We start from the raw sequence: 12,847 nt of genomic DNA on the forward strand, positions 1-12,847 counted from the left end.
AGGGCCCCTAGGCAGAAGCATCTTCATCAGATGAATCTGCTGAACTATCGTCACTGGCAGCGGCTTCTGGATAAGAAATACTGATGCCCGGCTCCAAGAGAATCGGAGTACCGTCTTCCAATACAGCTACGTTGCCATCGGTATAAATCTGAACAGATTCAACCACGCCGGAGGTTCCGTCCTGAAGCGTGATCGTTGCACCTACAATGTTTGACGCTTGATGGATGGAATCTTGCTGGAGCATAGTCGTCAGATTGGTGTTCATCTTCATCGTCTGCTCAACATTGGAAAACTGAGCAAGCTGCCCCATGTATTCCGCAGTATCCATAGGTTCTGTAGGATCTTGATTCTTCAAAGATTCCATGAACAGCATCAAGAAAGCGTCATAATCAAGGTATTCACTACCTTGCGCCGAACTGGATGTCGTTGTGTTTTGAGTGGGGGTTGATTGCGTATCGTTTGTTACTGCAGTCACTGCCATAATAGCTATTCCTTCTTAAGCCGCTTTATCCTGATCAGGGTTACCAACAAGAGGATCAACCAAATGATCTTCCCCCTCCAGTACAGCCTTCTCAACCGAGAAAAGTCCGCGAAGCACCTTTAATGCATCAAAGTATTTCTTCGCATCCACGAGAGTCTCAACACGATCCAAACCACTGTGAATGTCCTGATTGGAGACAGCCTTGCGAATTCGGCTAATCAACCGGAGATAATGCTCGAGGCTCAAACTTTCTGAAGACGGTTCAATAAGTGCACTTTGGATCACAAAATACAGCTGTTTTAGCGGAGTATCTGTTTTATCCGGCTGGAGAACATGACTCCCCAATAAAAAGCGCACATCGTTCAAGACATTTATTGAGGTCTTCTGATCAACAGACAGGACAGCCCCATTAATAAAGAGTTTATCACCTGCTTTAAGATGTATTCGCATTAAAGCCTCCTTATCAACCGAGCCCATCCCGCACGATCTGATTAATTTCAATAAGTCCGTTGAAATCCTCGCTGGCGCCAGTACGGATCAGGTCTGCCTGCTTGAGGCACCATAAACCGATCGAGATCAAGCGCGCCCGCATCTCTTCTGGAAGAGCATTTTGATCACTACCAAGATCCTCTATCAAAAAACCCCAAAGCTTTCTCACAGTGGTTAACGCCTTGGCGGCAGCTTCCGAATTGACGCCCTCATCCTTCGCCGCTCGCAATTGAACGATAGCCAAGGTAAAAACCTCTTTCTCCTGTGATCTTTTTTCGGTGCCAGAATCTTCAAGAGTTTCGGCATAGGACATTTGATACATACGTTATTTCCCACTTTAAGGGCTTATAGAGAGATCTAAACTAGAGGTAATTGAGCAAGCTCAAGTTTTTAATACGAGATGTGACTGCATAGTTGATCTCAAGCTGTGCCTCTGCCTGAGACAACTCAACAGCAACCTGATTTGGATCAACATTTTCCAAATCGATCACACGCTGATTAAGCGCGTTCATTTCAACTTGAATACGCTCATCAGATTTCTCAATACGGTCCCGAACCACACCAACCGTACTTTGCACCTCAACCGTCCCGTCAATTCCCGCGCTTAACTTGGTTACTGACTGGTTAACCAGCTCTTTTTGAGCTTCTTCCCCCAGATCCATTGCTCCAAAAACGCCAACCAGAACATAGCCGGTCGCCATATCAATGAAGGCTTGCTCATTCGCAGAAACCGAGCCTTGCGCTGGCATAAAGTCACCAATAGTCGAATCAATGGTGTCATCTGTAGCGGAGGAAATCGGATCATACGTATTCCCGTTTATAGTGCCCCCATTGTTCCAAAGATCAGAGAATGCAGTAGGAAAAACATTGGAAGCAAAGTCTTCCATGTCCGCAGCAGTCATAAGTGTCTCGTCTGGGTCGCCAGACGCATCCACGAGGCCCACACTTATCAAATAATCATTCAAAATATCTTTTGCAGCCAGTTCATAGTTTGTAGCAGGATTATTGCTATTGAACTCATTCATCGGCGGGCTGCCAACTTCCGTTCCACCAAAGACCGAGACACCGGCTGTTGTTGTATTCAACTGACCCAACAAGAATGACAGGGACTCCATAGCCGGCCCCGCCTGAGTAGACACAGTATCCGTGGTATCACGAAGACCAATCAGATCATCCCTCAAGCTCTCGGCGGTGGTTCTGCTAATTTCCATCGCCGCATCTGCAACGGACAATTGCACATCTGTCTGCCCGTTGGCCGTTTGAAGTTGATTAAGGTAATTAAATTCGTTTCTCAGGGAAATGGTGGTGCCATATTGACCGCCCAATTCAAGACCCATATCGGCATGTCTTTGGGTTCCTGTTTCCACGAGCGCATCATTAAGTTTTTTAGTTTCACTCGTAATATAACCATTCATGCGATTGGTCATGGAGATCGTAGAAATTGAATAATAAGTCATGATCTTACCTTACCACTGAGAGTAGTTCTTTAAACATACTGTCAACTGTCGTCATCAATTGCGCCGAAGCTGAATACGCGTTCTCAATATCGAGCAATCTGGACATTTCCAGATCAATATTCACACCCGTTGAATTGGAGAGTGTGTCGAGTGAAACGTTATAGGCAGAGGAATTCAAGATCGCAGCTTCTGTGGCGCGGGAGCGTTCAGCTGAGTACCAGCTTGCAGAGTTGGTGGCAAAGTCCACAATACTAATATCTGTATTAAAACCCGTTGCAGTTAGATCGGGCTCACTCAACGCCCTCACCAGCCCGTTCAGGTGATCGGTATATCCATCTACGCTATCGCGGTTAACGACGTAGGCATCACCAGCAGTACCACCAATATTCATGCCGCCATCACGAATGGTCTCAACATTACTGGCAGCTGCTGTATTAACGGATAATGTGGCAGCAAGCCCCACAGTACTTGTGGGAATTGCTGCATTTGGGCCATCCGTAAACAATCCAGCCTGATCAGGTAGACCCGAACTGGTTTGATCCACTTCCTTGAACGCATCAATCAAGGCGAACGCCAGTTCATCCAGCTGCTCTTGAAGTGTTACACCGGTATCGTCGCGCATCTTCGCATAACCGGCAATCGCCCCGCCCTCAACAGGCTTGAGGGCACCGGGGCCAGCGACCGAAATACCGTCAACATAGATGGCGTTACCAACAGTAGAGGCGGCATAAAACGGCTGAGCTGTGAAAGTCACTTCCCGTGGCGAGGTTTCATAGAGAGTAACACCACTATCGGTATAAATGACAGCATCGTTATTATCACGATACTGAACATCAATACCTATTTCCTCGGAAAGTTCGCGAATAAGCTGCTCACGCTCATCAAGCTGAGCGTTTACATTTTCACCGCTGGCGGTACCACTAATGATCTCCCGGTTTAAGCTATCAAAACGTTCCAGAATGTCATTGATATTTGTTACTGCATTCGCCATGGACGCATCGGCTTCCGCCCGAGCATCCTGAATATTTTGCGAAGCCGTATTAATCTCATTGACCGATGCATACGCGGTCTCAAGGACTTTTTGCCCCATAACCTGGTTTGCCGGATCATTCGCATAGGCTTGAAGATCTGACTCCAGTTGCCCCAAAGAGGTAGCGATTCCCCCATACAAAGGGCTTCCCTCAATACTTCCAATTGAATCCAGAAGAGTTGCATATGAACCAGATGCGACAGCAACACTCCCGGAGCGCATGACTTCCGTAGTCGCAGCTTGGTTGGTAGCACGTGTCACATCGGAGACATAAACCGTAGACCCACTGGCCGTCGTCGTACTGGAAACTACTGCCGTCTGGCGGCTGTAGTTTCTATTATTGACATTCGCTACGTTTTCTGAGGTGACTGCGATTTCCGCGGAGCGCGTCGCCAGAGACGAACGCGCTGTAATCATAGCTGCGGTTAATGACATAACAGCTTATCCTTAACGCAGGTTCACAAGTTCTTGGAGGAGGTCAGAACCTGCGCTGAAGACTTTAGAGTTTGCGCTGTAGGAACGCTGAGACTGGATCATTTCGGTCAACTGGCTAGCCAAATCGACGTTTGATGCTTCCAAACGCCCGCTATACATATCACCAAAGCCAGAGTCACCGGGAAAACCAATCCTCATGGAGCCTGATTCGTTGTTTACCGAGTAGATATTACCGCTCTGCAAAGAAAGACTATCTGGGCTAGGAACATCAGCTAGAGGTATCTTATAGAGCGCCTCTTCCTGACCATTTCCAAAAATGCCGTAGAGTGTGCCATCAACATCAATTCGAACACTCTCAATTGAAGAAGGTGCACTACCATTTCTAGCGGTATCTGTTGTTTTAAAGGACTCTGCAAGCTCGGTGGTACCGGATAAGTCAAAGTCAATGGTTTGCGGCGATGAACCGGAAGTTGTCAGACTCAAAGAAGCGGGCGAAGGAGTAAGTAAACTACCATCCAATGGATCAAACGTAAGCGTAACAGTAGAAGTACCAGTACCAGGAGAAGGTTCTGATACGGTCATATCCCATTGATTGTCAATAGCTGCATCCTTAGTGTAGGTAACATCAAGCAGCACCTCATTTCCGACATTGTCAAAAATGGTAAATGTAGTGGCTTCCACATCACTATAATTTGCATTGGAATCCAAGTTAACCTGCAATAGCGCCTCTGTCGTTGCAACAGCTTCCATTGTGGTCGTGGAGACATTTACGTTTTCAAGACCGGCAGTGCTGTTAACTGATGTAGAGATATTGCCACTGCTATCAATCGGGTAACCCTGCAGATAGTATCCGGATGTATTAATCAGATCACCATTTGCATTAATCACAAAGTCTCCTGCCCGTGTTAGATAGGAGGCATTATTCGCGTCATTTACAATAAAGAAGCCGGAACCACCGATTGCCAAATCGGTACCACTACTTGTTGGGTCAATAGGCCCGCCAAATGACACGGATTGAGTAACAGTCGTTCTTACGGAACCGGAATTGTAACTTCCGCCGCCAGCATTGCTCACAACCATGGAAGAGAAAGAGGTATTAACACTCTTGTATCCAGTGGTATTCACGTTTGCGATGTTGTCTGCAACGGTGGAAAGCTTATTCGCCTGAGCGTTCATTCCTGAGACGCTGGTGTTCATGATTCCGTAAAGACCCATCGGCTTACTCCTAGATTTCCAATAGAGGTTTTCTTAAGTGTAGTAGAGACAATTAAACTTGTCTGAGCCTGACCGGCCCCAACAGTGCCTCTTATTTCATAAATAACTGTATTAATTACAGAATTTCTTTGATTGCGGAGTCCATTCCCCGAAACCACTTGCCACCATATTTGTGATGACCTTGCACACATACCGCTTTTGCGCCGGATTATTGTTGGGACCTGCATGGTATCGCGCCACGGCCATGGTCCAACTGCCTTCCTTCACGCGAAGTCTTTTTAAAAAACGCGCAGCGTAATCGACGTTTCGCCGCGGATTAAACATGCTGGCTAGGGACGAAAAGTTTTCGCTGTGATAATAGGTGTTTATCTGCATGCAACCTACATCGATCAACTTTATACCGCGCCTCTGGGCCTTGCGCACCGCACTCACGCCTTGCTTCAAGGTTCCCGCAAATGCGGATTTACCCTCAAAATTAATGGCATAAGGGTGCAGGGAATACCTACGGCCCGTCTCCGTGAGACCGACCGCATACAAAATACCCAGAGGAACGCCATGAACTTTCGAAGCGTGCTCCATTTCCCTTTCACAAAGGCGGACGCCCGTCTTTTGCGCGGCGCCAACCTCAGCCGGCTGTGTAAGACTAAAGATACAGGCCGTCACGCAGACTAGAAGTATCTTCAGTCTCGTCACGCCCACCTGCCTGTTGTTCCTCATTGCCGTAACTTGCCTGCTCGTCCCTTTGATGAGAGGAAGACTGCTCGCCTTCTTCGCTTAACTGCCCTCGCTCACCCTGACCAGAGGACGCCCGATCACCGTTTTGCTGTTGGCGAGCAAGGTCCGAGCCGTTATCACTGCTACTAACCGTTACCGTTGCCGTTTCGGTTCTGTAGCCGGCCTCACGCAAAATTTTCGTAAGGGTATTTTGATCCCGCTGCAAAAGATCAGCTGTCTCCCTGCTGCTCGCCATCATGGTAATTTCAAGTTCACCACCGCGTAGCTGCATGGAAACCCGAACAGTCCCCAGATTATCAGGGCGGAGCTGAATTTCTAAACTCTTCATAGTTTCAAGGGATTTAGCAGGATTATCTAAAGCAAAATTTGAGTTAGATGCCCGACTGGCCTCGGCGCCTTGAGTGAAAGTCTTTAAAATTCCCTCAGAAATTTGCCGGATGGGACTACGTGTTTCCAAGGTCGGCGGCAGATGGCTTTCACTTTTTATAACTTTAACGTCCACCGTTTCTCCATCAGAGATCGGGGCCGAACTCATCAGCGGATCTGATGCTTTATCCAAAGAGGCTGTCGTATTGGTTGCCAACTCCGTCTTCACATTTGACGAGACAGGCATCATGGCCTCACCCTGTTTTGGGCTAATGGCGGACTTTGTGCTTTGATCAACACTCAAGGACGCAGGCTGTACACCTGTCGTCTCAACGGTTTTAATGCCATCACCTCGAGTTCCCAAGGAAGATAATGTTTGCTGCAACTCAGCCCCGCGAGCACTTTTCAAGGGACCGCTATAATTGACAAGACCTGACGCAGCTCCGTGACTGGCTGCCCCCAACGTGGCAATTTGCGATGGACGAATCAAAACCGAAACGCCTTCATTCTTTCCAGCGTTTTCCAGCTTCGCAACAATCGCTTCAACTGACTGGGCTTCGTCCTGGTTTGACCCCTGTTCCGCATCACCTGTCTGGGTGGAAGTAGCCACTTGCTGCTCCTCGCCGGCCCCAGCATCACTCGCCTCGCCAACAAGAGCTTTTAACAAGTCGCTTGTTTTTGCTGAAGCTTCGGTCGTGGTGGTTGGCTCACCATTATTTTTGGCTGGAACCTTCTCTGCTTCAGAATTGGACTTTGCCTCATCGCCAGCAGTCTCATCTGCCTGACTACGCCGCTCGCCCTCACCTTTACCAGTATCAGTCTTTGAAACCTCATCCATAGCCCGCGAGAACTCTTTGGAATTATCAGCAGTGGCGGCTGGTTCGGACTTTGCACTTGCATTGCCCGCATTTGCAGAGGCAGCAGTAACATTCGCATTTCCCATCAAAACTCAGCTTCCCCTATTACCTTATCTGCATTTTCCATAGCGCTCTTAAAGCCATCCAGAGCATGCGGATCTTTCATCTTTTCTTCTAAATCATAGGCAGGCACATAAGCCGAAAACTCCGAGGCTGCCGCCATTCGAGGAGCAGGCCATGCCCGTATACTGTTGGCCACATCGATAATTGCGGATTGCATAATCTGCTCTTTAATCGGCAAGTCCTTAGCTGAAACAGAAAGAGCACTTTCAAGCCCTGCCTGCCAGTTTTCTCCCGAAGCCTCGGCGCCGCCCCTATAGAGCTTTGCGAGTTGAATTTGCAAATCTCCAGAATAGGCATTTTCAAGCAGCATATCACTCGCCAAACCGGCAAATTCCGTATTGCCACCAATTAGCGATGCGCGTGCAACGTCTTGCAGTACCGTTGTTTGAGAACGAAGATCAAATTCCGTAACGATTTGATAGATTTTATCCCACTCGTTTTCCGCTGTCAGATAATCGGGCCCGATCAGAATAGAGGCAACTTCCTTCCTAAACTCATCGGCGAACACAGAATCGGTGTACTGGAAAAGATAGCGCCGTGCGAGGCGCTGGAATTTTGAGTGATCTCCATTCCCTGCAATAATAGGAACCTGGCGGCGCAGAGCACTCTCCTCCACCAAAGTACCAGGCATAAACAAGCGTGCCAAATCGAAATAAAAGCTCGCCCGCGCGGGATCATCTTCCGCAATTAGAATACCTTGAGCCAGAGCGACTTGGCCAGCCAGCCCCGTAGGCAGTTGCCGTGGGTCCACTTTCTGCAGCAGATTTTTTGCGGCGACCCTGTTCCCTTGAGAGTAGGCCATGGCACCTGCAAATAAGTTCGCATCAATATTGAATGCAGCACCCTTGCTGGCAATTTCCTGAAACACACTGCCGGACCCGCCGCTGAGCATGAACGCCACAGCTGCACGCGCGTTACGCGCCTGTTCCCATGTCTTCAGATCAAGACTGAGAAACCGGCGCCCAACAACAAGCAAGGAGGGTTGCAAGAGCTTATAGGCCTCCAGATTGCCCTCGATGATTTCGTCCTGCAAAATTTGCAGCTCCAAGACCATCACGTCCGGATCACTGGCAACATCCACTTGTGCAGACGCTGTGGTGGACATGAGCCCACCCATCGCCAATGTACAGATGCCAGCTACGGAACTTTTGAACCGACTAAACATTGTTATCCGACCCATTCAAAAGCATAATTTCGATACGGCGGTTTTGCGGAGCAAAAGCATCTTTGTGGAGTTTCAGGCGGCGGTCCGCATACCCTTCAATACCAACGATGCGTTTTTCATCCAGCCCCCCGCGCACCAGCATAAAGTAGGCCATGTGGGCACGTGCGGTAGACAAGCGCCAGTTGTCATAGTTCTTGGAGCGGAACGGTCTGCCATCCGTATGCCCGCGAATAACAACTTCGCCCTCTTGAGCCATAAGAACCTTCGCGATCCGTTCCATCGCCACGATAATCTCGGGACGAGGCTGGGCAGATCCCACATTGAACATTCCGAACTTCTCATTGTCCGTGATCTGGATTACAACGCCATCGCTGTTGGAGGAGAAGTCGATACTCGCACCAGACGCAACACCTTCCAGAGCATTACCAATGGCTCTTTCAATGTTTTCAAGCTGTGTTTGCTGAAGAACTTTCTTGCGTTCCTCTTCGCTCAGTAAGGGTTTTTCTTCTTCACGCTGAGAGGTTTTACCAGAGAACTTCTGATCACTTGTTCCACTCAAAGCCTGAGAGGTACGCCCATTGAATTTGTCCGAAGAACTTCCATTTTCACTTTCTTGAGTATCAAGAATGGAAGCCACGGTGAATGTCTCATTAGCTTCAATAAGCTCTTTCTTTACATCCACGTCATCCGCATGTTTTTCGAACAAAGAGGCATCAAACTTTGCGGTCTCAGGATTTTCTGAAGTACCATCAAACTCCACGCCCGTCACAGTCTTACCACCTCTTGCAAGGTCACCGGCTTTTTGTAGCAGGTCCAACTGTTGCTTGGTCAACTCGGAGACTTTCAGCCCCTCACCACCTTCTTCCAAAGCAGGAATAGTTGCCAGCAACGGTGCATTTCCTGGCAGGGGATCATTCTGCCAGCCTTGAGGATCAAAAGGATCGCGGAAACTGCTGCCATCAGCCAGCCCCTCACCTTTAGGGTCGCGGTTTGGCGCTGCAAACAGAACTGGCGTATCCGCTGGCATTAATGAGCCAAGACCACCAATACCCGGGGAACCATCTGTGGTTTCTTTAGCTTCCGCTTCAGCAATAAGTGCCGCAAGAATTGCGTAAGGATTATCGAAGAGTTCTTTTTCCGTGTATTTTGACGGCTCAACGTCATCGGAGATAAGCCGTTTACGCCCATCTCCCTTTTGAGTCATTTTTGTCTGGCTTCTATCACGTGGCTCAAGAAGCTCCTCATTTTCTGTCAGTGGTGCAATCTTATCTGTCCCGCCACCTTGTGTCGGGCCGGTCAGCTCAGAACCACCTACACCTGCAGGTTTTCCGTGAGTTACCCCTTCATCACCCTTTGCAGGTGCACTTTCGTCAAGTGGATCGCGAAGACCTTTGGGTTGCGCAGCGGTTTCAACAATCCGCATGGGGTTGAAATATCGAACCATACTGGAGCGGGCTTTTTCATCAGCCGCACTGATCAACCACATTACCAAGAAAAAGGCCATCATGGCGGTCGCAAAATCAGCATAGGCGATTTTCCAGACACCACCATGAGGCTTTTCGCTGAACGCGTTTTGCCGACGGCGAATAATGATCAGTTCTTTTGATTCCAGCTTGGACATTCTACGCGATCTCACTCACCAGTTTATGCAGTTGATCTACCCAGCCCCCAAGACCACTGGAGAGGTGCATCTCTCCGATTTTCACTGTCAGGTCTTCGCTTGGTATTTCTTTGTAGGTTATATTCAGCTCTTGTTCGTCCACATGACCTGCAAACAGGTCCTGCAATGTCTTCGGCCCCAAAACCTCAATAATAGGCAGCGGGTTCGTAGAGACATAACGCTTCAGCACATCAGCAAGGGTAGAGACTGCTCTCTCCCGCGCCTGACTTTCAAGAAAAGGAACAAGGATTTGCGAAACAGAAGCAGCAACGCGCTCCTCCACGTCCTTAAGGGCCTTGTCCACTTCCGCTTTTAATTCTGCCCCTTGAGATTCCTTCCACGCTTTTTCACCGTCGACCAGTTTTTGCGCAAGTTCCTCTTTCATGGCAGCAATTGTTGCTTCAGTTTCCGCCTTAACAGCTTCCTGCCCTTCGGAAAAACCGTTCTCATAGGCTTCAAAGACGCGGGTTACCCAGTCGCCGCCTTCACCGTACCCCTTGGGGAGCATGGAGACGACTTCTTGAAACTCGGGTCCACTGCTATCAGAGGACGCCCCATCATTTCCAAAGTCGGACAGATAATCCGCTAATGCCTTCGACACTATGCGGCCTCCTCGTTATACATCCACTGCTTAAGAATGATGGCTGCCTGAACATCATCAAGATCAACAGCACGCTCCAGTTTCTTGAGCGCTACGCGGTTAACGATGGTGTTGCCGTCTTCCTCGTTCACAATCAAACGCTCAATAGCTTCAACATCCTCGAAGTTCTCTTCGGTAACTTCTCCGTTTTCACCAACAGCACCAGTCGCCGATCCAGCGACACCTGCACCCACCAGCTCATTTGCCTCAGGCTTTTGAACAGGCAGAAGGAACGCAACAGCTGGGCGCAGACCAAACCAGATGATCATTAAGGTTACGATCAAAATTGCCAGTGCATTAACGACACTGCCCATATTGCGCATGAGAGCTTCGGTAAATGTGCCTTGCGGAATGGAAGCCAGCTGACCTTCTGGAGACAGGAACTCGACAGATGACACGTTGATTGTATCGCCGCGAGTAGCACTGAAGCCTGACGCTGCTGCAATAATTTCACGCACCTCTGAAAGACGCTGATCGATTGCCTCAGGGGTAACCTCAGCTCCAGTCTTGGTAATCGCTGCGTTGATACGTTCTTGATTGATAACAACCGCAATTGTCAGGCGGTCAACTTTATAATCGTCAAACAAAGTCTCAATCGTACGGGAAGAGATCTCGTAGTTGGTCAGCTCTTCGCGCCGATCATTTTCTTCCAAGGAGCGCTCACCGCCCTGCCCGCTCACATCTTCCTCTGGAAGATTCTGCTCAACAGTGGTCGGAGTTTCCAAACTGGAATTCTGCGACTTCTCGTTTTCACGAATCACACGGAACGAGCGCTCAACACGGGATTCTGGATCATACGTTGTCTCAGATACCCGCTTGTTATCCGTATCCAGCGTGGCAGCAACGCTGACCTCAAAGTTACCTATGCCAAGATAAGGCGCCAAGGAACGACGGATGGAAGTCTGCACGCGGGCGGCCATTGTGTCTTCCAGAACCGCCTTGCGGCCTGTGGATGCAGTGGACGCGTCATCGCCTGCGGCCAGCAAAGTGCCATCCGTATCCAGAACGGTGACAGCATCGGCTGACAAGCCCGGAACCGCGGCGGACACCATATGGCGGATCGATTGCGCTAGGGATGAGTTCGCACCGCCCTCGGTGCGGATCACAACAGAAGCGGTCGGCTTTTGCGTATCCCTGCGGAACGTGGCTTTTTCCGGCAGAACAAGATGAACACGCGCCGCTTTCACACCGCTCATGGACTGGATTGTGCGAGCCACCTCCCCTTCAAGGGCGCGGATTTTTGTCACGCCCTGCATGAAGGAGGTCAGGCCGAGAGAGCCCATCTCGTCAAACAGCTCATAACCTGCGCCTGATCCACGCGGCAGGCCTTTTTCTGCCAGCAGCATACGTGCCCGCGCAGTAGAACCCACATTAACAGTGACAGAGGAGCCATCGGAGCTTACGTCAAACGGAATACCGGCGGTCTGAAGTGCCATACCAATCTGGCTGACATCATCCCTTTCCAGGTTTGCGTAGAGTATTTCCTGATCAGGACGGGATAGCAGATAAGCCGCCACACCAATAGCAGTAAAAGTAAGAAGACCAACAACAGCAAGTGCAATCAGGCGCTGTGTGCCCAGTTGTGCCAGGTTGGAATATAATTTTTCAGCATTTTCGCGAGCAGCCATTCGGACCTCGGGACAGAGTCAAATAAGGCCTAACCTTTGCCGAGTAACCTTGCGCGAAAGTATCCACTGGAGAATTATAGGAGGATAAAATGAGGAGTAGAGTGAAAACACCCCACTCTATCCAAGATAGCAGTAACGTAAAACCGCTTAGATATCCTGCAACTGCGGCAGGCGGCCACCGGCAATCTGGTCGCGGCAGGATAGCAATGCCAAACGCACCTCATTCGCCTGCTCGCGAATAACATGCATTAAAGGACCGACATCCATCCGTTGACAGTGATGCACCGCCCCACCCCCACGATTATCGAAGGTGGCACAAAAAGCAATTCTCGGCGTTTTAACTGAAGCTTGAGCTGGAGCATATCCAAGAGCTTCCAAACAGATCAGGTCCTGTTTCTCTATAAGAGTATGTACTGTAGATCCCATGATTGTCTCCCCAACGACAAACTAAAAACCCACCACCATATATGTGCTGTATGACACATAGATATAGTTTTGATGAAAACTTGAAGTAATTAGGAGATAACCAAGTCGAGCTTGTCCAAACCTGACTTTATTAAAATTTT

At 49.2% G+C, this 12,847-nt stretch carries 13 protein-coding genes; all 13 read right to left on the bottom strand.

Annotated features, from left to right (window positions below; all coding sequences use genetic code 11):
• Positions 1-7: 7 nt before the first annotated feature.
• The 13 genes from flgD to P6574_RS10665 all read right to left on the bottom strand — a co-directional run bounded on the left by flgD (position 8) and on the right by P6574_RS10665 (position 12,707).
• Positions 8-481, bottom strand: coding sequence for a flagellar hook assembly protein FlgD (gene flgD / locus P6574_RS10605; protein WP_310620250.1), 474 nt, complete (start codon positions 479-481; stop codon positions 8-10).
• A 15-nt stretch (positions 482-496) separates the two neighbouring features.
• The gene (locus P6574_RS10610) at positions 497-931 is read right to left on the bottom strand and encodes a flagellar biosynthesis repressor FlbT (protein ID WP_310620251.1); all 435 of its coding nucleotides are present in this window, start codon (positions 929-931) and stop codon (positions 497-499) included.
• 13 nt (positions 932-944) lie between these two features.
• Positions 945-1,292, bottom strand: a complete 348-nt coding sequence (flaF, locus tag P6574_RS10615; RefSeq protein ID WP_310620252.1) for a flagellar biosynthesis regulator FlaF — start codon at positions 1,290-1,292, stop codon at positions 945-947.
• A gap of 40 nt (positions 1,293-1,332) precedes the next feature.
• Positions 1,333-2,427: a flagellin gene (locus tag P6574_RS10620; protein WP_310620253.1), complete on the bottom strand. Its 1,095-nt coding sequence runs from the start codon at positions 2,425-2,427 to the stop codon at positions 1,333-1,335.
• A 4-nt stretch (positions 2,428-2,431) separates the two neighbouring features.
• A complete protein-coding gene (gene flgK, locus P6574_RS10625) occupies positions 2,432-3,892 on the bottom strand; it encodes a flagellar hook-associated protein FlgK (RefSeq protein WP_310620254.1) in 1,461 nt (486 codons plus the stop codon).
• A 12-nt stretch (positions 3,893-3,904) separates the two neighbouring features.
• Complete coding sequence (locus P6574_RS10630; RefSeq protein WP_310620255.1) at positions 3,905-5,107, bottom strand: flagellar hook protein FlgE; 1,203 nt, start codon at positions 5,105-5,107, stop codon at positions 3,905-3,907.
• 111 nt (positions 5,108-5,218) lie between these two features.
• Positions 5,219-5,686: a lytic transglycosylase domain-containing protein gene (locus P6574_RS10635; protein ID WP_310620256.1), complete on the bottom strand. Its 468-nt coding sequence runs from the start codon at positions 5,684-5,686 to the stop codon at positions 5,219-5,221.
• A gap of 64 nt (positions 5,687-5,750) precedes the next feature.
• On the bottom strand, positions 5,751-7,151 hold the full coding sequence (locus P6574_RS10640; protein ID WP_310620257.1) for a flagellar hook-length control protein FliK: 1,401 nt from the start codon (positions 7,149-7,151) through the stop codon (positions 5,751-5,753).
• Entirely contained in the window at positions 7,151-8,368 is a 1,218-nt protein-coding gene (locus P6574_RS10645; protein WP_310620258.1) for a hypothetical protein, read from the bottom strand. The genes P6574_RS10640 and P6574_RS10645 overlap by 1 nt, the downstream gene beginning before the upstream one ends.
• Positions 8,346-9,974: a MotB family protein gene (locus tag P6574_RS10650; protein WP_310620259.1), complete on the bottom strand. Its 1,629-nt coding sequence runs from the start codon at positions 9,972-9,974 to the stop codon at positions 8,346-8,348. The genes P6574_RS10645 and P6574_RS10650 overlap by 23 nt, the downstream gene beginning before the upstream one ends.
• Position 9,975: 1 nt before the next feature.
• Complete coding sequence (locus P6574_RS10655; RefSeq protein ID WP_310620260.1) at positions 9,976-10,614, bottom strand: hypothetical protein; 639 nt, start codon at positions 10,612-10,614, stop codon at positions 9,976-9,978.
• A complete protein-coding gene (gene fliF, locus P6574_RS10660; protein ID WP_310620261.1) occupies positions 10,614-12,281 on the bottom strand; it encodes a flagellar basal-body MS-ring/collar protein FliF in 1,668 nt (555 codons plus the stop codon). The genes P6574_RS10655 and fliF overlap by 1 nt, the downstream gene beginning before the upstream one ends.
• Before the next feature lie 147 nt (positions 12,282-12,428).
• Positions 12,429-12,707, bottom strand: a complete 279-nt coding sequence (locus P6574_RS10665) for a hypothetical protein (protein ID WP_310620262.1) — start codon at positions 12,705-12,707, stop codon at positions 12,429-12,431.
• Between the last annotated feature and the right edge of the window lie 140 nt (positions 12,708-12,847).

This window comes from Pseudovibrio sp. M1P-2-3 (assembly GCF_031501865.1).
Taxonomy (GTDB): domain Bacteria; phylum Pseudomonadota; class Alphaproteobacteria; order Rhizobiales; family Stappiaceae; genus Pseudovibrio; species Pseudovibrio corallicola.